The organism is Formicincola oecophyllae (assembly GCF_006542395.2).
In the GTDB taxonomy this organism is placed as follows: domain Bacteria; phylum Pseudomonadota; class Alphaproteobacteria; order Acetobacterales; family Acetobacteraceae; genus Formicincola; species Formicincola oecophyllae.
Window position 1 is genome coordinate 1,625,062 of record NZ_CP038231.1, and the last position, 19,898, is coordinate 1,644,959.

At 63.3% G+C, this 19,898-nt stretch carries 16 protein-coding genes; 9 read left to right on the forward strand and 7 right to left on the reverse strand.

Going from position 1 to position 19,898, the window contains the following annotated elements:
- The first annotated feature begins 39 nt into the window (after positions 1-39).
- Positions 40-2,073, forward strand: coding sequence for a cation:proton antiporter (locus E3E12_RS07180; RefSeq protein WP_350337576.1), 2,034 nt, complete (start codon positions 40-42; stop codon positions 2,071-2,073).
- Here the strand turns inward: E3E12_RS07180 and E3E12_RS07185 are convergent.
- Positions 2,029-2,841, reverse strand: a complete 813-nt coding sequence (locus E3E12_RS07185; RefSeq protein WP_141443686.1) for an exodeoxyribonuclease III — start codon at positions 2,839-2,841, stop codon at positions 2,029-2,031. The genes E3E12_RS07180 and E3E12_RS07185 overlap by 45 nt on opposite strands.
- Between E3E12_RS07185 and E3E12_RS07190 the strand changes: the two genes are divergently transcribed.
- The 4 genes from E3E12_RS07190 to rpmG all read left to right on the forward strand — a co-directional run bounded on the left by E3E12_RS07190 (position 2,840) and on the right by rpmG (position 7,075).
- A complete protein-coding gene (locus E3E12_RS07190; protein WP_240810481.1) occupies positions 2,840-4,060 on the forward strand; it encodes a dipeptidase in 1,221 nt (406 codons plus the stop codon). The genes E3E12_RS07185 and E3E12_RS07190 overlap by 2 nt on opposite strands.
- The gene (gene uvrC / locus E3E12_RS07195; protein WP_141443687.1) at positions 4,057-6,147 is read left to right on the forward strand and encodes an excinuclease ABC subunit UvrC; all 2,091 of its coding nucleotides are present in this window, start codon (positions 4,057-4,059) and stop codon (positions 6,145-6,147) included. The genes E3E12_RS07190 and uvrC overlap by 4 nt, the downstream gene beginning before the upstream one ends.
- A complete protein-coding gene (pgsA, locus tag E3E12_RS07200) occupies positions 6,141-6,710 on the forward strand; it encodes a CDP-diacylglycerol--glycerol-3-phosphate 3-phosphatidyltransferase (RefSeq protein ID WP_141443688.1) in 570 nt (189 codons plus the stop codon). Before uvrC ends, pgsA begins: the two co-directional genes overlap by 7 nt.
- A 197-nt stretch (positions 6,711-6,907) precedes the next feature.
- Complete coding sequence (gene rpmG, locus E3E12_RS07205; protein WP_141443689.1) at positions 6,908-7,075, forward strand: 50S ribosomal protein L33; 168 nt, start codon at positions 6,908-6,910, stop codon at positions 7,073-7,075.
- Positions 7,076-7,246: 171 nt separating this feature from the next.
- On the opposite strand, the gene E3E12_RS07210 is transcribed toward rpmG, so the two are convergent.
- From E3E12_RS07210 to tpiA, 6 genes are all read right to left on the reverse strand, one after another.
- Positions 7,247-7,567 carry a septation inhibitor protein gene (locus tag E3E12_RS07210; protein ID WP_141443690.1) on the reverse strand — a complete coding sequence of 107 codons (321 nt, stop codon included), beginning with the start codon at positions 7,565-7,567 and terminating at the stop codon, positions 7,247-7,249.
- 572 nt (positions 7,568-8,139) lie between these two features.
- Positions 8,140-9,426, reverse strand: a complete 1,287-nt coding sequence (eno, locus tag E3E12_RS07215) for a phosphopyruvate hydratase (RefSeq protein WP_141443691.1) — start codon at positions 9,424-9,426, stop codon at positions 8,140-8,142.
- Positions 9,427-9,974: 548 nt separating this feature from the next.
- Positions 9,975-10,871 (reverse strand): 3-deoxy-8-phosphooctulonate synthase, encoded by an 897-nt coding sequence (kdsA, locus tag E3E12_RS07220; RefSeq protein WP_141443692.1) that lies wholly within the window; start codon positions 10,869-10,871, stop codon positions 9,975-9,977.
- A gap of 59 nt (positions 10,872-10,930) precedes the next feature.
- Positions 10,931-12,571, reverse strand: coding sequence for a CTP synthase (locus tag E3E12_RS07225; RefSeq protein WP_141443693.1), 1,641 nt, complete (start codon positions 12,569-12,571; stop codon positions 10,931-10,933).
- A 221-nt stretch (positions 12,572-12,792) separates the two neighbouring features.
- Complete coding sequence (gene secG / locus E3E12_RS07230) at positions 12,793-13,158, reverse strand: preprotein translocase subunit SecG (protein WP_141443694.1); 366 nt, start codon at positions 13,156-13,158, stop codon at positions 12,793-12,795.
- 126 nt (positions 13,159-13,284) lie between these two features.
- Positions 13,285-14,142, reverse strand: a complete 858-nt coding sequence (tpiA, locus tag E3E12_RS07235) for a triose-phosphate isomerase (protein ID WP_141443695.1) — start codon at positions 14,140-14,142, stop codon at positions 13,285-13,287.
- 126 nt (positions 14,143-14,268) lie between these two features.
- On the opposite strand from tpiA, the gene E3E12_RS07240 reads away from it, so the two are divergent.
- From E3E12_RS07240 to trpD, 4 genes are all read left to right on the forward strand, one after another.
- Positions 14,269-16,356 (forward strand): peptidylprolyl isomerase, encoded by a 2,088-nt coding sequence (locus E3E12_RS07240; protein WP_141443696.1) that lies wholly within the window; start codon positions 14,269-14,271, stop codon positions 16,354-16,356.
- Positions 16,357-16,582: 226 nt separating this feature from the next.
- Complete coding sequence (locus E3E12_RS07245; RefSeq protein WP_141443697.1) at positions 16,583-18,097, forward strand: anthranilate synthase component I family protein; 1,515 nt, start codon at positions 16,583-16,585, stop codon at positions 18,095-18,097.
- A complete protein-coding gene (locus tag E3E12_RS07250; RefSeq protein ID WP_141443698.1) occupies positions 18,094-18,732 on the forward strand; it encodes an anthranilate synthase component II in 639 nt (212 codons plus the stop codon). The genes E3E12_RS07245 and E3E12_RS07250 overlap by 4 nt, the downstream gene beginning before the upstream one ends.
- Positions 18,729-19,877 carry an anthranilate phosphoribosyltransferase gene (gene trpD, locus E3E12_RS07255; protein ID WP_240810482.1) on the forward strand — a complete coding sequence of 383 codons (1,149 nt, stop codon included), beginning with the start codon at positions 18,729-18,731 and terminating at the stop codon, positions 19,875-19,877. The genes E3E12_RS07250 and trpD overlap by 4 nt, the downstream gene beginning before the upstream one ends.
- Positions 19,878-19,898 lie beyond the last annotated feature (21 nt).

Below are 19,898 nucleotides of genomic sequence, written 5' to 3' on the forward strand. Positions count from 1 at the left end.
CACACCTGACGTTACAACCCATGCCATCCTGGCGCCACTTTGGGGGAAACCGCCATTCTGACGCAATCAGCACTCCTCATCGGGCTTTTGGCCACGTTTGGCGCTGGCATGGGGGCGCAGCTTGTGGCGTGGCGCTTCAAGGTGCCGGCCATCATCCTGCTGTTCGGGCTTGGGCTGCTGTTCGGGCCAGGGCTTGGGCTGCTGCACCCATCGCAGTTCTTCGGGCCCATGTTCCGCCCGCTTATCTCCCTTCTGGTGGCGGTGGTGGTGGCTGAAGGCGGCATGGCGCTGGATTTTCGCCAGCTGCGTGAGGCTGGCGAAGGGGTCGCGCGCCTGACCATGCTGGCGCTGCCCGTCAACTGGGGCCTTGGAGCGTTAGCTGCCCATTTCATCACTGGTTTTGATTGGGGGCTTTCGCTCCTGTTCGGCGCCATCGTGGTGGTTACGGGGCCGACTGTGGTCATGCCCCTTCTGCGTGACGCTAAGCTGAAGCCGCGCATTGCCGCCTTCCTGCGTTGGGAAGCCATCCTCAATGACCCTGTGGGTGCCATCCTGGCTGGCATCGTGCTGGAAATCATGCTGCTTCAAGTGCCAGCTGGGCACCACCACCATCACCTCGTCATGGCTTGGAGCCTGGATGATTTGAGCGGTGCCCTGGGGGCTTCCTGCCTGGGGGCCATGGGAGGGGTTGTGGCGGCGTGGGGGCTTAAAATGTTGTTCACGCGCGACATGGTGCCTGAAATCTTCAAGGTCCCCATCCTGCTCAGCATGATTTTGATTATTTACCAGGCCTGCACCCTCTTGGCAGAGGGGGCTGGGCTGGTGGCGGTGACGGCCTTCGGTGTGGCCATCGCTAATTTCCACATCCCCGGCATGGCTGATTTGCGCCGCACCAAGGAAGCGTTGGTGGTGCTTATCGTCTCCGTGCTGTTCATCATCCTAACAGCCGATTTGCAGCGCTCCGTCCTGGCGGACGTCTCAGGCCCCATTATGGCGCTAGCGCTGGCCATGGCTTTTGTTGTGCGCCCGCTGGGCATTACCCTCTCCACCATCGGCTCCTCTATGACGTGGCAGGAGAGGCTGTTCGTCAGCTGGGTGGCGCCGCGCGGCATCGTGGCTGCAGCTGTGGCTGGCACGGTGGGCATGAAGCTGCTGGGCGCTGGCGTGCCTGGTGGCGGCCTCATCACCCCTGCCGTGTTCGCCGTCATCGCTGTGACCATGCTGGCCAGCGGGCTGACGTTGAAGCCGCTGGCGCGCCTGCTGCACTTAACGATGTCCAACAAGCCCACCGTGGTGATTGTGGGCGCCCGCCCTTGGACGATCGACCTGGCGGAATGCCTGCGCCAAGCTTCCATCCCCGCCATGCTGGTTGATGACAGCCAAAGCGGCCTGACCATGGCCCAGGGGCGCGGCCTGCCCACCCTTCACGCGGAAGTCCTCTCCCCCCACGGGGAGGAGGCCCTTGAGGAACGCCCTGTGGACTACCTCATCGCGGCTACGGGGGACTGCATTTATAACGGCATGGTGTGCTCCCACCTGGCGCCGCATCTGGGGCGGCAGCGCGTGTTCCAGGTCAGCCCCGGCGTGGCGCGGCTGGATTTCTACCACGGCCTTTCGCGTGACGCGCGCGGCCGCCTGCTTGGCCAGCCTGAATGGACGTACATGTACTTCATCCAGCGCTACCGGGAGGGGTGGCGCTTCGTCAGCCTTGAGGTCACCCCAGACGACCTGCCCGTCCTGACAGCCATGATGAACGAGGTCACGCCGCCCCTGGTGGTGCTGGTCGTCAAGCGTGGCGCTGTGCTGGCCATCCATTCCGCTGAGGAAGGCGCCATCGTCCTCCAACCAGGTGATACAGTGGTGGCGTTCGCTTCCCCCTTTGCGCAGCGGAAGCTGCATGACAATGTCAGCCTTCATGTGGTGGCTGAATGCGCAGCCAACCCTGAAGGGCACGGCCATGGGCAGGGCGCGCCAAGCGCCCCAGAAGCCGCGCCTGCCGTAGCTGGGCTGAGCCCAACGGAGCAAGGTTCAGCCAGGCCAGGCGAGGTCAAGCAGAAGGGGGACGTGGTCTGAGGGGCGTTCCCAATCGCGCACGCTTTCCAGAACGCGCGCCCCCACCACCCTCTCCAGCAGGTCTGGCGTGGCCCAGCCATGGTCAAGCCTGCGCCCGCGGTCTGAGGCAAGGCGGTTCCTGTTGCGGTAAGACCACCAGGTGTAAAGCCGCGCAGGGGCTGGGTGGTGGTGGCGCATGGCATCGCTGAAAGTGGTGGCGCACCAGGCCTCCAGGGCCTCTGTCTCAGCTGGGGTGTGGCTCACCACCTTGAGGAGCTGGCGGTGGCTCCATACATCATCAGGACCAGGGGCCACGTTGAGGTCCCCTACCAGCAGGGCACCGCGTTCGGGGTTGGCGGCGAACCAGGCCTGCGCCTCCCTCAGGAAAGCCATTTTGTGGGCGAACTTGTCGTTGGCGCCTTCATCAGGCTCATCGCCGCCAGCGGGAACGTAGAAATTGTGCACCGTCAGCGCTTGTCCCCCAAGGGTGAGGGATGCTGCCAGGTGGCGGCAGTCATCGCGCCCGCACCATAGGGGATAGTGGCCAAGCCGTCTGAGGGGGTGGCGGGCCAGGATGGCCACGCCATTGTAGGATTTCATGCCTTTGAACAGCTGGTGGGTGTAGCCCATGGCGTTGAGGGCTTCAGAGGGGAAGTCGGCGTCCTGCACTTTGGTCTCTTGCAGGCAGATGACGTCTGGTTCCTCTTCAGCGGTGATGAGGGCCAGCTGGGGCAGGCGCAGGCGCAGTGAGTTGATGTTCCAGGACAGGAGGCGCAGTTTCTTGGTCATGGTCGCTTTCAAGGCAGGGCCTGGGCAAAGGGCGTTGGGGCAGTTTGTGATGGATGAAGGGCACAGCATGGACAGGACAGGCAACATGAGGGGCACTGCAACCAACGCCCTGCAGGGCGCAAGCAGCGCAGGCGCGGGGCCTGCCAGCTGCCCCCAGCCCATTCCCGTGTCCAAGCCCATGCTGCGGCTGGATAGCCACATTGACCTGCCCTGGCCTGAGCGCGACAGCCATGGCCTGCCTGCCACAACGCCTTTTGAAACGCCCCAGCCCTGCCAGTTTTCCCCAGCGCTGGCGCGTGAAGGGGGCCTTGGCGCTGCCGTGCTGGCTGCTTATGTGCCCCAAGGCCCCCTGGACACTCAAGGCCACGGGGCGGCCTGGGCGCGGTTACAAGCGCAGATGGGTGCCATCCACGCCCTGGCCAACAGCACCGGGGTAAACGGCAGTAGGGCACGGGGCGCAGGCCAAGCCACAGCGCGCCTCTGCCACAGCACAAATGACGTGCGCGCAGCCCACCAGGTAGGCCAGGTGGCCATCCTACCAGCGCTGGAAAATGGCTACGCCTTGGGGGAGGACATGGGGCGCATCGCCACGGTAAAAAGAAAATGGGGCCTGACCTACGTCACCCTCACCCACAATGGCCACAACCTGCTGGGGGATTCATGCGTCAGCGCCGGCCTGGGTGCGCCAGCCCATGGCGGCCTTTCAGAGCTGGGGCGGGAGGCTGTGCGTGCGCTCAACCAGGCTGGCGTCTTGGTTGACGTCTCCCATGCTTCCCCCCAAGCCATGATGGAAGCGCTGCGCCACAGCACAGCCCCCGTCATCGCCAGCCATTCAGCCATGAAGGCCCTCCACCCCCACCCGCGCAACTTGGACGACAAGCAGCTGCTGGCCCTGCGTGAGCAAGGCGGCGTTGTACAGGTGGCCGCCGTGCGCTTTTTCCTGGCGCGCGGGCAGGCGGGGCTTGGGCACCTTGTGGCGCACATCCGCCACGCTGTGCGGCTGATGGGGGTGGGGCATGTTGGCATCTCATCTGATTTTGACGGCGGCGGCGGCATTGAAGGCTGGCAGGGCGCTGACCAGACCATGGCGGTTGACCAAGCCCTGGTGGCGGCAGGCTTTGATGAAAGCGAGCGCACAGCCCTCTGGGGGGGTAATTTTCTGCGCGCCCTCCACCAAGCCCAGGCTATAGCAAGCCCTCTTCCTGCGGCGGCGCCATGAACGCACACACTCCCCCCGCCCCCATAGCAGCGCTTGAGGCCAAGCCTGCCAAGCCCACACCCCTTGAAACAGGCGTTGGCGTCATCAAGCGCGTTCTGGCCACCCTACCAGACAAGCCTGGCGTCTACCGCATGTTGGGCGCTGGGGGGGAGGTGCTTTACGTTGGCAAAGCGCTGAGCCTGAAGCGGCGCGTGGCTTCCTACACGCGCCTGGGGCAACTCAACAGGCGCATCAGCACTATGGTGGGGCGCACAGCCGCCATGGAAATCGTGGTGACAGGCAGTGAGGCCGAAGCCCTCCTGCTGGAAGCCAACTACATCAGGCAGATGCAGCCGCATTTCAACATCCTGCTGAAGGATGACAAGAGCTACCCTTGGCTGGTGCTGGAGGGCGGGCACGACTTCCCGCGCCTTTCCCGCCACCGCGGCAAAAAACAGAAGGGGGCCTGGTACTGGGGGCCGTTCGCCAGCACGCGCGCAGCCCAGCACACCCAGCAAGCGCTTGAACGTTCCTTTGGGCTGCGTACCTGCAGTGACGCTGTGTTCAACGCCCGAACAAGGCCTTGCCTGCTGCACCAAATCAAGCGTTGCTCCGCCCCTTGCGTGGGGCGCATCTCCCAAAGTGATTACCGCGACAGCATAGCTGAAGCCAAAGCCTACCTGGCCGATGGTGGCCAGGCCTTGCAGCGCCACCTCCACGCTGAGATGGAGAAAGCGGCGGAGGCCCTGGCCTTTGAGCGCGCAGCAGCCCTGCGCGACCGCCTGCGCGCTTTGGGTGACGTGCGGCGCTCAGGCGCCATCAACCCTAGCGTGATTGAGGAGGCTGACATTTTCGGCCTTTGGCAGGCAGGCGGCCAGACCTGCATTCAGGTGGTGTTCATCAGGGGGGGGCGCAACAACGGCAACAGGCCCTTTTTCCCTGTCCATGATGACGAAGCGACCCCAGCGGAGATCATGGCCAGCTTCATGCTGCAGTTTTATAGCGACAAAACGCCCCCGCGCGACATCCACGTTAACATCCAACCTGCGGAGCCAGCTTTGCTTGAGGAGGCCCTAGGCCTGCAGCGTGAAGGGCGTGTGCGCGTCACCATGCCCCAGCGCGGGGAGAAGCGCGCCGTTGTGGAACACGCTGAGCGCAACGCGCGTGAAACTATAGAGCGCCATTTGGCTGAAAGTGCCGCCCAAAAGGACATCCTGGAACGCGTTGGGGTATTGTTCAACTTGCCCCACCCCCCTGCGCGCATTGAAACCTACGATAACTCGCACATCTCAGGCCAAGCGCCTTATGGGGTGATGGTGGTGGGCGGGCCAGAGGGGTTCATGAAGCGCGCTTACCGCAAATATGCCATCCGTGGCCCTGTGACGGCTGGCGATGACTTTGCCATGATGCGTGAGGTGATGGAGCGCCGCTTTGGCCACGTGGCCAAAATGGGCCTGGAGGAAGCGCGCAAAGCCGATTGGCCCGACCTGCTGTTGATTGATGGGGGCGCTGGGCAGGTCTCAGCTGTGCAGGCCATGCTGGCTGAACTGGGGGTGGAGGGGGTACCCATTGTGGGCATCGCCAAAGGGCCAGACCGCAATGCTGGGCGGGAGTGGTTCGTCCAGCCAGGGCGCGTGCCCTTCCAGCTGCCCCCCCACGACCCTGTGCTCTACCACCTTCAACGCCTGCGCGATGAAGCCCACCGCTTCGCCATCACCACCCACCGCGCCAAGCGCTCGCGTATGCTTGTCCACTCCGCCCTTGATGATATCCCAGGCATTGGGCCAGCGCGCAAAAAGGCCCTTTTGGCGCGTTTTGGGTCAGCGCGCGGTGTGCGCAACGCCAGCTTGGACGAACTGGCCCAGACGCCAGGGCTAAGTGGCGCCAGCGCCCAATCGGTCTATGGTTACTTCCATCCTGAATGGATCAGGGACAGCGCTCCCTCCCCTATGTTGGCGAGTGGGGGTAATTTCCAGCCTGCCTTGGTGGGGGAAGGCGCCCTAACAGGGCAGAAATCCCTAGGTGGGGGTTCTGCAACGGAGGAAATGGCGCTTAAATCCTCCCAGCGCCCACCACGGCCTCCAGCACCTGAGACGGAACCATGCTGATGAACCTGCCCAACCTGCTGACCTTTTTCCGCATTGGCATCATCCCCCTTCTGGTGCTGCTCCTTTCGCTTGAGCCCGCCTGGTGTTCAGCCTTGGCGCTGGCCATCTACTTGGCTGCCTGCGTTACGGATTACCTTGATGGCTTCCTGGCGCGTGCCTACCACCAGCAGAGCGAGCTTGGGCGTATGCTTGACCCCATCGCTGACAAGCTCCTGGTGGGGGCGCTGCTCATCATGCTGGCTGCCATCCACCGCTATGCTTATGGCGCGCTCTACGCCGCCATCATCATCATGATGCGCGAAATCACCGTCAGCGGCCTGCGGGAATTCATGGCGGGGCGCAAAGTTATTCACGTCTCCCGCGCTGCTAAGTGGAAAACAGGGCTGCAAATGGTGGCGCTGGGCTTCCTGGTGGCTGGCGACCAAACGGCCACCTTGCTGGCGCCGCTCCATTTGGGCTGGATTCCTGCTGTTGGCATCGGCTCCGTTCTGCTGTGGCTTTCAGCTGCCCTGACGCTCTGGACGGGGTGGAGCTACCTGCGCGCCAGCGCTGACTACATGTGAAGCCCACCCAAACGCCAGGCCGTGGGGTGGGCAGCCCCAGCCATGGTGCGGCAAGGCTTTGGCAAAGAATCCTGGCGCGGGCTTGACCACAGCGCTGAAAATCCCCATTGTGCGCCCAGCAATACCCGCGAGCGTAGCTGCGCGGTGTCATGGCGCCTGCGCGCCCTGCCAGGCGAACCCTGTGCCTCGAGGATATTATGGCCAAGACCAACGTTATTCAGATCCGTCTCGTCTCATCAGCCGACACCGGTTATTTCTACGTCACGCGCAAGAACGCCCGTTCAGCCACAGGCAAGCTGGAACTGCGCAAGTACGACCCTGTGGTGCGCAAGCATGTTGTGTTCCGCGAAGCCAAAATCAAATAAGGCTTCACGCCACGCCCCTGGCGCCATGCGCTGGGGACCAGGCAAGCAAAGCAAGCAAAAGCGCCTTTCGGGGCGCTTTTTTCATGTTCTTTTTCATAGTTTTTTTCAGAACCCCAACCCCCTCAAGCACACGCTGGGGTTGGGGCTTGGGAAGCAGTCAGGCCTGGTTATTCAGAACAGCTTACCATCAGCGCCATAAGGGATGACAAGCTCATTGTCGTGGCCTGTGTTGAGCATGGCGCGGCTGCGCTCATCAAGCAGGTCCGGGTCCAGGCTGGCGGCACTCAGCCCGCGCACGCGGCGCTGCCAAATGCTTTGTTCCGACTGGGCGTCAAGCAAGGCCTGGTGGGCTTGCCCCTCGTAACTTTGCTGTTTTTTGTAGGCTTCAAGCCCGCGTGCGCCCAGCAAAGCACTGTTGAAGAAATAAACCACCACCAACAGAAGCAGCACAGGCACGCACAGCGCCCAGAATTGTAAACGCCACCTGGTCACGGTTTCCTCCACCCTGCAGGCTGTCACAGCCCCTCATATGTCCGCTGTCCGCACTCTGTCCGCTTGGAGGCTAGCTGGCAAGGGTGGTTTGTGGTGGGAAATACGGCAGGCGCCACCCCGACCCCCCACCAAGCAAGTTAGCTGCTGGCTGTGCTAGCCCTCTCTGCACCTGGCCAGCAGGCGCTTTAGGGGTGCTTTGCCGCGCTAGGGCCAGAACGCCAGCCTGGCATAGTGCACACTGTCCGGTGCCACGCAGTACTCAAAGGCCTGATGGCGTTCCAGCTCCACCCCACACCCCAACCGCCCCTCCTCAGGGGGGAGGGCACAGGTGGCGTTGACTTGAACTGTGAAAAAACTGAAAAGACTGTGAAAAAAAGCGCTGCAGCACCGTAGCATGGGGCGTTCCCTACCATCCCTGCAGGGCGCACCAGGCAAGCAGGCTGGGCACAAGAAAACCCCCCACCCGTAAAGGCAGGGGGTTTTGCTGCAGGCTGCCAAGCGCGCAAAGCGCGCGCCTGGCGGCATCACATCACCCAAGCACCCTTAGAGGGGCGCAAGGCTGACGGCAGGGCTCAGAAAAGGCCCAGGATGCTTTTGCCAGCGTACTCAGCAGCAGTGCCAAGACCAGCCTCAATGCGCAGAAGCTGGTTGTACTTGGCGATGCGGTCGCTGCGGGAGAGGGAACCGGTCTTGATCTGGCCGCAGTTCGTGGCAACAGCCAGGTCAGCGATGGTGGTGTCCTCAGTTTCGCCAGAGCGGTGGCTCATGACGCACTTGTAACCCGCCTTGTGAGCCACATCGATGGCCTTCAGGGTTTCCGTCAGGGAGCCGATCTGGTTGACCTTGATGAGCACAGCGTTGGCGGCGCCCTTCTTGATGCCTTCCAGGATGCGGACAGGGTTGGTGACGAACAGATCGTCACCGACCAGCTGCACCTTCTTGCCCAGGCGCTTGGTCAGCTCAACCCAACCGTCCCAGTCGTCCTCAGCCAGGCCGTCCTCGATGGAGGAGATGGGGTACTTGTTCACCAGCTGCTCGAGGTAGTCGATCATCTGAGAAGAGGTGAAGGACTTGTTCATGCCCTTCAGCGTGTACATCTTGGTTTTGGCGTCATAGAACTCGGAAGCGGCCGCGTCCATGCAGATCATGACCTGCTCGCCAGGCTTGTAGCCAGCGTCCTTGATGGACTTCATCAGCGCATCCAGGGCCTGGTCGGCGGAACCGAAGTTCGGGGCGAAGCCACCTTCGTCACCAACGTTGGTGTTGAAGTTGGCGGCCTTCAGGTCTTTCTTCAGCTGATGGAAGATTTCCGCACCCCAGCGCAGGGCTTCAGCGAAAGAGGGGGCGCCGACAGGCTGAATCATGAATTCCTGGAAGTCCAGGGCGTTGTCGGCGTGCTCGCCACCGTTGATGACGTTCATCATCGGCACGGGCAGGACGTGGGCGTAGGTGCCACCAACGTAGCGGAACAGCGGGCTGTCCAGCTCCTCAGCAGCGGCTTTGGCAACGGCCAGGGAGGTGCCGAGGATGGCGTTGGCGCCAAGGCGGCCCTTGTTGGGGGTGCCGTCCAGCTCGATCATGGCCATGTCGATGCGGATCTGGTGTTCCGCGTCCATGCCGATGATGGTCTCAGCGATTTCGGTGTTGACGGCGTTGACAGCCTTCAGGACGCCTTTGCCACCGTAACGGCTTTTGTCGCCGTCACGCAGCTCAACGGCTTCGTGCACGCCGGTGGAAGCGCCTGAGGGAACAGCGGCGCGGCCGGTGACGCCGCTCTCAAGGGTGACTTCAACCTCAACGGTGGGGTTGCCGCGGCTGTCCAGAATCTCACGTCCGAGGACGTTAATAATAGCGCTCAAGGGATTTCTCCTGACTTTCTGTGACGGAGTGCAGGCAGCCCAGCAGGGGCGGCCTCATCCGCTTACACTCCTATCAAGTCTCAAATCGTGGCCTTGGCGTCAATTCATGCTTTTGCGGGGCGGACCAGCGTTTGGGCACGGTCTGGCGCTTTCAGGGGGTGGGGGGGCTTGACAGACGGCAGAGGGCCCACCACCCCGCAACGTGTCAAGGTAAGGCACCTACGCCACATCTTGGGAAGAAGGCGCACGGGAAGGGCTGGCGAATGGCGGTTCAGGAGCGGTTGCCAGGATTCGCCAGGGGGTGGGGCATGGGGGTTGAGCTGGTGGCAGGCTGGCAGGGGACCTGCATAGCGCGGGGGTCCGTCATGCGGTTTTGCGCACAGGCAGCGCTGCTGGGGAAGTCATGGGGAGGGGCTTTGAGGGTGCGATAGTGCGCCACACCAACAGGCCCCCCCAACTACGTCACGCTAATAAAGCGCCCAGACTTAGGGCAGCCTCCTCAAACGCTTTTTCCCAAACTTCCCAGCTGGCCTTCAGGGCGCCAACGCTTACAGGCTCAGCCCTTCCTGGCAAAGGGCCATCTGGTTTTTGAAAGCAGGGGACTTCACCAGCTTGTCTAACGCCACAAGCGGCTCAAGTAGGTTGGGCAAGGCCGCCAGCGGCACCATCACTGGCCCGTCAGAAGGGGCGCTGGTGGGGTTTTCATGCGTTTCAAGGAAAAGGGCGCTGATGCCAGCAGCCACCGCAGCGCGCGCCAAGGGGGGCACGAACGAACGCTGGCCCATGGTCTCCGCCCCATGGCCTGGCTGCTGGACGGAATGGGTGGCGTCATACATCACAGGCCAGCCGCTGGCCGCCATGATGGGCAGGGCGCGCATGTCGTTGACCAGCTGGCCATAGCCAAAGAACGTGCCGCGTTCGCACAGCATCACGCTTTGGTTGCCGGTGGAGGCCACCTTAGCTGCGGCGTGCTCCATGGCGCCTGGGGCAAGGAACTGGCCTTTCTTGATGTTGACAGCGCGCCCTGTAGCGCCCGCCGCCAGCAGCAGATCGGTCTGCCTGCACAGGAAGGCGGGTATTTGGAGAACGTCAGCTACCTGCCCAGCCAAAGCGCATTGCTGGACGTCATGGACATCCGTCAGCACAGGCAGGGAGAGGCTCTCGCGCACCTCAGCCAGGATCTCCAGCCCCTTCTCAATGCCCACGCCGCGCTGGCTGGCCAGGGACGTGCGGTTGGCCTTGTCGAAGCTGCTTTTGAACACAAGGCCAAGGCCGAGCTTGCCGCACAGCTCTTTGAGGGCTTCGGCCATCTCCAGGCTGTGGGCGCGCGATTCGATCTGGCAAGGGCCAGCCACTAGGATGAAGGGCCTGTCCTGGCTGACAGCGAGCGCGGCAGCCCCCGTGCCAAGGGTGACGGTGCGGGAGGTGGAAGCTTGGTTGGCCATGATTCATCCTTTCCTAACCCGTCAAAGGGGCCTGCCAGGCCCCCTGGCGCCTGGCAACTTCAGGCCTTCTGGCCCTGGGCGTGGCGCTCCTTGGCGGCTTTGACGAAGCCAGCAAACAGCGGGTGCGGGTCAAATGGCTTGGAGAGGAGCTCCGGGTGGTACTGAACGCCGATGAACCAAGGGTGGTCTGGGTACTCCACCACCTCTGGCAGGACACCGTCTGGGGAAGTGCCTGAGAACTTCAGTCCAGCGCGCTCCAAAGCATCGCGGTAGCGGCTGTTGACCTCCCAACGGTGGCGGTGGCGTTCCATGATGTCCGTCTTGCCATAGACTTGCGCCACGCGCGACCCTGCAGCCAGCTTGGCTGGGTAAGCGCCAACGCGCATGGTGCCGCCCAGATCGTCCCCTTCGCTGCGGCGCAGGCGCTCATCACCCTGGGCCCATTCCGTCATTAGCCCCACCACGGGTTCATCTGTGGGGCCGAACTCGCTTGAGGTGGCGTTAGGCAGGCCAGCCAGGGCGCGCGCGCACTCAATCACGGCCATCTGCATACCAAAGCAGATGCCCAGGAAGGGGATGTTGTTCTCACGCGCGAAGCGCACGGCCTCGATCTTGCCTTGGGCGCCGCGCTCACCAAAGCCGCCAGGCACCAAGATGGCGTCCAGCCCACCCAGAAGGCGCTCTGGGGCGCCTGGCTCCTCAAGCGTCTCTGAATCGATCCATTCCATCCGCACTTTCACGTCATTAGCGATGCCGCCATGAAGAAGGGCTTCTGAAAGGGATTTGTAGCTGTCGAGGAGGGCTGTGTACTTACCAACGATCCCTACGCGAACCTCGCCTGAGGGGCGGCGGATGGCGTGAACGATGCGCTCCCAGCGGGAGAGGTCAGGCTTCTGGTCGAAGGGCAAGCCGAAATAGCGCAGGACCTCCCTGTCCATCCCCTGTTCATGGTAGGCGATAGGGCAGGCATAGATGGTATCAACATCCAGCGCGGCAATCACTGCCTCAGAGCGTACATTACAGAAATTGGCGATTTTCTGCCGCTCAGAGTGGGGGATGGCACGGTCGGACCGGCAAAGCAAGATTTGGGGCTGGATGCCGACATTCTGCAATTCCTTGACGGAATGCTGCGTTGGCTTTGTTTTCAGCTCCCCCGCTGTGGGGATATAGGGCAGCAGGGTAAGGTGCACGCACATGGTGCGGTCATGGCCGATGTCGTTGCGCAGCTGGCGGATGGCCTCCAGGAAGGGCAAGCTTTCAATGTCACCCACCGTGCCGCCGATCTCCACCAGGACGAAGTCGTAATCCTCCGTGTCGGCAACGATGGTTTCCTTGATGGCATCAGTGATGTGGGGGATGACCTGCACGGTGGCACCCAGGTAGTCGCCCCGGCGCTCCCGCGCGATGACGTTGGAATAAATGCGCCCAGTCGTGGTGTTATCTGAACGCCGGGCGTGCACGCCTGTGAAGCGTTCATAATGGCCCAGGTCGAGGTCGGTTTCGGCACCGTCATCGGTGATGAAGACCTCACCATGCTGGTAAGGGCTCATCGTGCCAGGGTCGACATTCAGATAAGGGTCAAGCTTGCGCATGCGCACACTGTGCCCACGAGCTTGGAGGAGGGCTGCCAGGGCAGCCGCTGCAATGCCTTTGCCAAGCGAGGAGACCACCCCGCCGGTGATGAATACGTAGCGCGTCATGGGCGTTTCCCATAACCGGAAAAGCGGTTGTGGGCAAAGCCCCCCTAGGGGCCTTAGCGGTATTGGCGGGCTTTGGGGCGCGGTTTTAAGCCAGAATAATAGTTTCAAGCCATCTTGCTTGCGGTGCTTGAGGGGTTGGGAAAAGAAAGGCGCAGCACATAAAAAAGGCCAGCGCTTCAACGCTGGCCTTGGAGGTGGCAGCCCTTATAGGTGGGCGGCGTTCAGCGCGCAGGCTGGGCTGGTTGCGGCGCCTGGGGAGCTGGCGCAGGCTGCGTAGCGCCCTTGCCCGTGCCAGGCTGGCTTGCTGCTTGGGTCAAGCTTTTGGTGGAGAGGATGTCATGCCCACCCCCGCCAGCAGCGCCTTTATCCATGATACCAAGCCCCAGGCACAGCACCATGAACAGCCCCGCCAAGACGGCGGTGGAGTGGGTGAGGAGGTTAGTGGTGCCGCGCCCCGTCATAAAGGAGCCAGCGCCACCGCCACCACCCATGCCGCCAAGACCGCCACCCTCGCTGCGCTGCAGCAGGATGACCCCGATGAGGGCCAGTGAGACGATCATCGTCAGGATGAGCAGGAATGTGGTCATGGATTAGCATGTTCCCTTAACTAGGCTGCCAAGCTGGCTGGCGGCCTGCGCGTTGGTGGGGGTGGGGCGTTTAGTTCAACACAGGACCAGCCCAATCTGGACAGTCTGGCCCTGGCCAGCCTTGCTTCAGCTGCGCGCAGGGAAGGGCAGGTCAGCGGCCACTTTGACGATGCCCAGGAAGCTGGAGGCCTGTAGGCTGGCGCTGCCCACCAGGACACCCGCCAAATCGGGGATGGAAAGGATGGAGGGCGCCAGCGCCGCCGTCACCGACCCGCCATAAAGCAAGGGGATGGTCTGGCCGTCTGCCGTCAGGTGCATGGGCAGCAAGGCCGAAATCAGCTTGAGCTTATGGCACAGCTCCCGCCGGGAGGGCATGACGCCACTGCCAATGGCCCAGACAGGCTCATAAGCGATCATGCCCCTGAAGTCGCGCGTCAGCGAACCTTCAATTTGGCTGGCCAGGACGCTGGCTGCGCGGCCTTCGTTGCGTTCAGTCAAATGTTCGCCAATGCAGACGATGGGCACCAGGCCAGCCGCCGTGGCAGCCTTAACCTTCTGGCGGACGATGGCGTCCGTCTCATGGTGGTTTTGGCGGCGCTCGGAATGACCTAAAATAACGTACTTCACACCAAGGCCAGCCAGCATCTGCGCTGAGATGTCGCCTGTGAACGGGCCTGAGGGGGCAGGGTAGCAATCCTGCGCGCCAAGCGCCAAGCGATCCTCAGGCAGGTCAGCGTGCTCCAGGATTTCATGGACGCCGTAAAGCTGCGTGAAGGAGGGGCACACCACCGTTTGGACGGGGATGGGCCCCATAGCGCGCAGCCCATCAGCAATACCTGTGGCCAGCTTCATGCCCTGCTGGTGTTCCAGCTGCATTTTCCAGTTGCCGACAACGTAGCGCACAGGCCCTGGCGCCTTCTGGGCGGTAGCCTGGCCGGCCTGGTCTTGGTGGTCTGGTGAGATGGTGGTGGGGGCTTTGCTCATGGCGTTTCCGTCCTCCCGGGGTGTCGGCTTTGGGTGCTGGTCAATCAGCAAGGCTGTCGGTATGCTGGGCGGACTTTAACCCGCTTTGCCCACCATGGCCACTGCTTGCCTGAGAAGCCCTGTGGCATGGCAAGGGCAGCCTTGCCTGCCGCACAAAGCCCCCAGGGCGTTGGGCAGGGGCTGCCTGGGCGCGCCCTGTTCGCTTTGCTGCGAGGAAAGGTTGTTACTGCCGTCATGATCACTGCCATGCGCCGTTTTTTCGTGGGGACATGGGCTGGCCGCCTTCTGGTTGGGGCAAGCTTCCTGGCATTCCTGGGCCTTGGCGGCACTTTTGTCGGCATGGGGGGTCTTGGCGGCGACATGGGCGCCCCTGACGCTGTCATCAAAGTGGGCAAGGCTGCCATTACAGCGCCAGAGCTTGGGCAGGCCATCGTCAGGCAGGTGAACTACATGCGCAACCAGGGCGCGCCCCTTTCCGCCCTGGGCGCGCCAGCCATGCGGGTGCAGCTGGCTAACAGCGCGCTGCGCCAGCTCATCCTGGGGCTGGAAGTCAGGCGCGTGGCCAAAGGTGCTGGCTTCCTGCTGGGCGACGGTGCCATCAGGGAGGCTGTCATGGCCATGCCTGAATTCAAAGGGGCTGATGGCCGCTTCGACCCGGCCCGCATGAACGCTTTGCTGGAGCGCAGCCACCTTTCCCACGCTGACTTGGTGAAGGAAACCAGTACAGCTATGCTCATGGGCAGCATCATGGCTGGCATGGAGGACAGCGCCACATTGCCTGAAAGCCTGGTGGCGCCCGTCCTACGCCATTACGGCCTGCGCGTTGTGGTGGAGCTTGCCCGCCTACCCCAACAGGCCCCAGCTTCCGTGCCAGCCCCTGCTGAAGGGGAGCTGGAGCGCCTCTACGATAACCACAAGGACGATTTCAGGCGCCCTGAATACCGCCATGCCCGCATCGTCATCATGACCAAGGAAACGGTGGGCAAAACCATCACCGTTCCTGAAAAAACCCTCCGCGCTATTTATGATGAGCGCAAGCGTGATTACAACGTGCCCACCACGCGTTCGCTGGCGCTGGTCAATTTCCCAGCCAGCGATGGGCAGGCGGCCAACGACCTGGCGCGGGCCTGGCGCGCCAAGTCTGCAACCAGCGCGGCCCTCAACGGCGCCGGGCTTGAAGGGTTCGCCCGCCCTTACAAAGGTGCGGTCCCCGTAGTGCTTGATGATGCCCGCCAGGAGGACTTGCCAGACGCCCAGCTGGCCCAGCAGCTGTTCAAGGCACCTGTGGGGCAGGTGGTTGGCCCTGTGAAGACCGCCGCTGGGTGGTCTGTGTTCCGCGCCAGCCATGCAGCACCCCCCCATGTGGTGACCTTTGAGCAAGCGCGCCCCAAAATTCTTGATGAGGTGCGCACAGCCCAGGCTGAACCCGCTTTGCGTGAGCACGTGGCCGCTTTGCAGGAGGCTGTCGCCTCCTCAACAGCGCTTGACAAAGTGCCAGCGGATATCGGCGCTGTTGCAGCCTCTGGCGAGATTGACCATGAAGGCCGCATGGAGGACGGGCACATAGCCCCTCTGCCTGGTTCAGCCGCGCTGCGCCGCGCCATAGTGCGGCAGATCTTCAGCCAGGGCCCTGGCCAGCCGCCAGCGGTCATCATCACCCCTGGGGGGGAGGCCTTCGCTGTTTTGGTGGACGCCACCACGCCAAGCGCGCCGCGCAGCTTCGAACAGGCGCGCCCTGCCGTTCTGGAAGCCTGGCAGCGCCAAGGCCAGCGCCACGCCCAGAATGAGCGCGCCACCGCCCTTTACCTGCTGGCGCGCCAAGGGCGCCTGCGCCAGGGCGCTTCCACCATGCCCGCTAGCGTGGGCACGTACAAGGCAGGGGTCGTCTTCTCGCGCTTGGCCAGGCCCCCTTACCCCGCCAGGGTAGTGGAAGCCGCCATGGCGCTGCCTGTGGGTCATGCCACCATGATTGAGGATGACGGCGCCTATTGGGTGCTGCGCGCTACCGCCAGGCCGGCCATGGAAGCTGTGGATGAGGAGGCTTTGCGTGCGCGCCTAGTAGCGCGCCTTAATGCGGGCCTTCATGAGGATTTGCTGGAGACACTGGGCCTGGGCTACACACGGGAGAAACCGCCTACCCACTTCAACCCGGCGCTGTTTGCCAGCACAAGCCGCGCTGCCCTGGGCCAGGCTGGCCTGCCGCCAGCGCCTTGATCCACTGGCTCCACCGCTAGGGGCGCCCTATGCTGGGCCTTCGCATAGGGGTGGTGGCCAAAAATGCCTTGGGGTGGCCGCCAAAACGCCCCCTCAAGGTAGATCCCCAAACCCATATGACGTGGGAGCCACGCCAGGGCGGCCGCACCTCAGTTACCCTTCCTAGCCTCTTGAAGCTCCGCCACCTTTCATCACTTTTCATCACGTCCCCCTTTATTATGAGATCATGAGCAAAATCCTCTACCGCACACGTTCTGCCGACCTGCTGACGCCGCTGGCAGTTTTCATGCGCCTGTCAGCTTTGGCCACGCGGAAAGGGCAAGGCGCGCACCGCATTTTCCTGGAAAGCGTTGAAGGCGGGGCTGCCAGGGGCCGCTACTCCATCATCGCGCTGATGCCTGACGTCATCTGGCGCTGCCAGGACGGCGTGGCAACGCGCAACGGCAAGGTCCAGGCGGAGCCCCCCCTGGACGCGCTGCGCGCCCTGATCGCTGAAAGCCAGATGGACCTTCCTGAAGCCATGCCGGCCGTGGTGGGTGGGCTGTGCGGTGTTCTAGGTTACGACATGGTGCGGCAGATGGAACGCCTGCCCCCCTCCCCCCCTGATGATGTCGGGCTGGCTGAGGCCATCATGGTGCGGCCGCGGCTTTTCGCCGTCATCGACACCGTGCGTGATGAGCTGACCTTGGCTGTGCCTGTGCGCGCCCCCCAGCCTGGCGCCCCTGAACATGCTGGGGAGGAGGCAGCCGCAGCGCTACTTGATGAGGCGGAGGCCGCTTTGGACGGCCCCTTCAACGCCAGCGCCTTGGCTGAAAGCCTGCCCCCTGGCAGCACGCTGGCCCACCCTGAGGCTAACATGACCAAGGGGCGCTTTTTGGAAGGCGTTGCCAAAGCTCAGGCGCACATCGCTGCTGGCGATGCTTTCCAGATCGTGCTGAGCCAGCGCTTCCAAGCGCCCTTCCCCCTCTCCCCCCTGGCGCTTTATCGCAGCTTGCGGCGCATCAACCCTTCGCCGTTCATGTTCTTGATGGATTTAGGCGATTACACCCTTGTAGGGGCCTCGCCAGAGATCCTGGTGCGCCTGAAGGAGGGGGAGGTGACCGTACGCCCCCTAGCCGGCACCAGGCGGCGCGGCGCCACCAAGGCGGAGGATGAAGCCTTGGAGCGCGAACTCCTAGCGGACGCCAAAGAACGTTCAGAGCATTTGATGCTACTTGACCTGGGCCGCAACGATGTTGGCCGCGTGTCCCGTCCCGGCACAGTGCGCGTGCCTGAAAGCTTCGCTGTGGAACGCTACAGCCACGTCATGCACATCACCTCCATGGTAACGGGGCAGGTGCGAGGGGATGTCGGCCCAGTGGAGGCGCTGAGCGCAGGCTTTCCCGCAGGCACGCTGACGGGCGCGCCCAAAATCCGCGCCATGGAGATCCTGTCAGCGCTGGAACCCACTAAGCGCGGCCCTTATGCGGGCTGTGTTGGCTGGTTTGGGGCTAATGGGGAGATGGACACCTGCATTGGCTTGCGCATGGCGGTGGTGAAGGACGGCACCATGTATGTTCAGGCAGGCGCTGGGATTGTCGCTGATTCAAACCCTGAGGCCGAATATGAGGAAACGCGCGCCAAGGCCCGTGCCCTGTTCACAGCGGCTGAGCGCGCTGTGGCTATGGCGGCCAGCCTGGGCGGGGTGAAGGGCCACACCCAAAGGGGCGGGGCCGGGAAAAGCGAAGGGGCTGGGGCATGATTCTGCTCATCGACAATTACGACAGCTTCACGTTCAACATCGTCCATGGCTTCGCAGCCTTGGGGGCTCCATGCACCGTCAGGCGCAATGACAGCCTGAGCGTAGCTGAGGCCCTGGCTATGAAGCCAGATGGCATCGTGATTTCGCCAGGCCCTGGCACCCCTGATGACGCCGGCATCTGCCTTGACCTCATCAAGGCCGCAGCAGGCCAGGTGCCGCTGCTGGGCATCTGCTTGGGGCACCAGGCCATCGGCCAGGCCTTCGGGGCCAGGGTGGTGCGCGCGCCTGAACCCATGCATGGCAAGGTCAGCCCCATCAACCATGACGGCACGGGGGTTTTCAGCAATCTGCCCCAAAACGTGCCTATGACGCGTTACCACAGCTTGGTGGTGGCGCCTGAAAGCCTGCCAGCTACCCTCCTGCCCAACGCCCATACGAGCGATGGCGTTTTGATGGGCGTGCGCCACCGCGACCACGCCATCCACGGCGTGCAGTTCCACCCTGAAAGCATCGCCTCTGAAGGCGGGCTGGCGCTGATGGCCAATTTCATGAGGCTGGCTGGCCTGCAGCCTAAATTCCTGCCTGCAGCTGGGCCTGCCCAGGCTGGGGCTCAGCTGGGCACAGCGCCAGCATGAAACAGGCCAGAACGGCACGGCCCATAGGGGAATCGAGCCCCGAATCCAGCCCCAAACCTGCTTTAGGCCCCAACCCCCTGCAGGCGCTGATGGCAGGCAAACTGCCTGGGCAGGAGGCCACATGCCGCTTTTTTGAGGGCTTCATAGCTGGTGACGTCAGTGATGTCGCCATGGGCGCCTTCCTGGCCGCCCTGGCCGCTTTGGGGGAAGGCCAGCCCCAGCTGGCTGGCGCTGCCCAGGCCATGCGCGCTGCCATGGTGAACGTCCCCCTGCCGGAGGCCCTGCGCCAAAACGCTTTAGACGTGTGCGGCACAGGTGGTGATGGGCTGGGAACGCTCAACGTCTCCACAGCCACGGCCTTTGTGCTGGCAGCCCTGGGGGTACCTGTGGCCAAGCATGGCGGCCGCGCGCAGTCATCGCGCAGTGGTTCTACGGATGTGCTGGGTGCTTTGGGCGTTGTGGAAGACCCAACCCCCCACGCCATGGCCCAGCGCCTGGCCAGCCAGGGGTTGCTTTTCATGGCAGCGCCGCGCCACCACGGCGCCATGAAGCGCGCTGCTGGCTTGCGCCGCGCGCTGGGGGTGCGCACGCTCCTCAACCTGGTGGGACCATTGTGTAACCCTGCCCGCGTGGGCAGGCAGATGCTGGGCGTGTGCGACCAGCGCTGGCTGCAACCCATGGCTGAGACGCTGCTAGCACAAGGGGCCTGCAGTGTTGGCGTGCTGTGCGGCCAAACTGATGAAGGCCCCCTTGACGAAGCCACCCTGGCTGGTCCCACAACCCTTGTCCTGGCCCAAAGGGGGCCTGATGGGGTGCCCACAACCACCACCTGCACCATCCGGCCTGAGATGGCTGGGCTGGCGCCTGCGCCGGTCGCAGCAGTGCGCGGGGGGGACACGCAGCATAACGCTATGGCTTTGCAGGCCTTTCTGAAGGGCTTAAAAGGAAGTTACCGAGACACCGTGCTGCTTAACGCGGCTTTGGGGCTGCATGTCGCTGGCAGGGGCAACATCCTTGCCAGCGGCCATGTGGTTCCTGAAGCCCTCAAGCGCAATGTGGCCTTGGCCGCGCAAGCAGTTGACAGCGGCAAGGCCTATGGGGCGCTTAAGGCAGCGCGGGCCATCGGGCCGGCTGGAACCGTTTGAAAGCGCAGCACCTTCCCAGCC

What these genes read in the sequence shown, in the direction of transcription:
- E3E12_RS07245 (WP_141443697.1), top strand. Translation starts at nt 16,583, where the DNA reads ATGAGCAAAATCCTCTACCGCACACGTTCTGCCGACCTGCTGACGCCG.
- E3E12_RS07250 (WP_141443698.1), top strand. Translation starts at nt 18,094, where the DNA reads ATGATTCTGCTCATCGACAATTACGACAGCTTCACGTTCAACATCGTC.
- E3E12_RS07190 (WP_240810481.1), top strand. Translation starts at nt 2,840, where the DNA reads ATGGTCGCTTTCAAGGCAGGGCCTGGGCAAAGGGCGTTGGGGCAGTTT.
- pgsA (WP_141443688.1), top strand. Translation starts at nt 6,141, where the DNA reads ATGCTGATGAACCTGCCCAACCTGCTGACCTTTTTCCGCATTGGCATC.
- rpmG (WP_141443689.1), top strand. Translation starts at nt 6,908, where the DNA reads ATGGCCAAGACCAACGTTATTCAGATCCGTCTCGTCTCATCAGCCGAC.
- tpiA (WP_141443695.1), bottom strand. Translation starts at nt 14,142, where the DNA reads ATGAGCAAAGCCCCCACCACCATCTCACCAGACCACCAAGACCAGGCC.
- E3E12_RS07185 (WP_141443686.1), bottom strand. Translation starts at nt 2,841, where the DNA reads ATGACCAAGAAACTGCGCCTCCTGTCCTGGAACATCAACTCACTGCGC.
- uvrC (WP_141443687.1), top strand. Translation starts at nt 4,057, where the DNA reads ATGAACGCACACACTCCCCCCGCCCCCATAGCAGCGCTTGAGGCCAAG.
- E3E12_RS07240 (WP_141443696.1), top strand. Translation starts at nt 14,269, where the DNA reads ATGGCAAGGGCAGCCTTGCCTGCCGCACAAAGCCCCCAGGGCGTTGGG.
- secG (WP_141443694.1), bottom strand. Translation starts at nt 13,158, where the DNA reads ATGACCACATTCCTGCTCATCCTGACGATGATCGTCTCACTGGCCCTC.
- trpD (WP_240810482.1), top strand. Translation starts at nt 18,729, where the DNA reads ATGAAACAGGCCAGAACGGCACGGCCCATAGGGGAATCGAGCCCCGAA.
- kdsA (WP_141443692.1), bottom strand. Translation starts at nt 10,871, where the DNA reads ATGGCCAACCAAGCTTCCACCTCCCGCACCGTCACCCTTGGCACGGGG.
- E3E12_RS07225 (WP_141443693.1), bottom strand. Translation starts at nt 12,571, where the DNA reads ATGACGCGCTACGTATTCATCACCGGCGGGGTGGTCTCCTCGCTTGGC.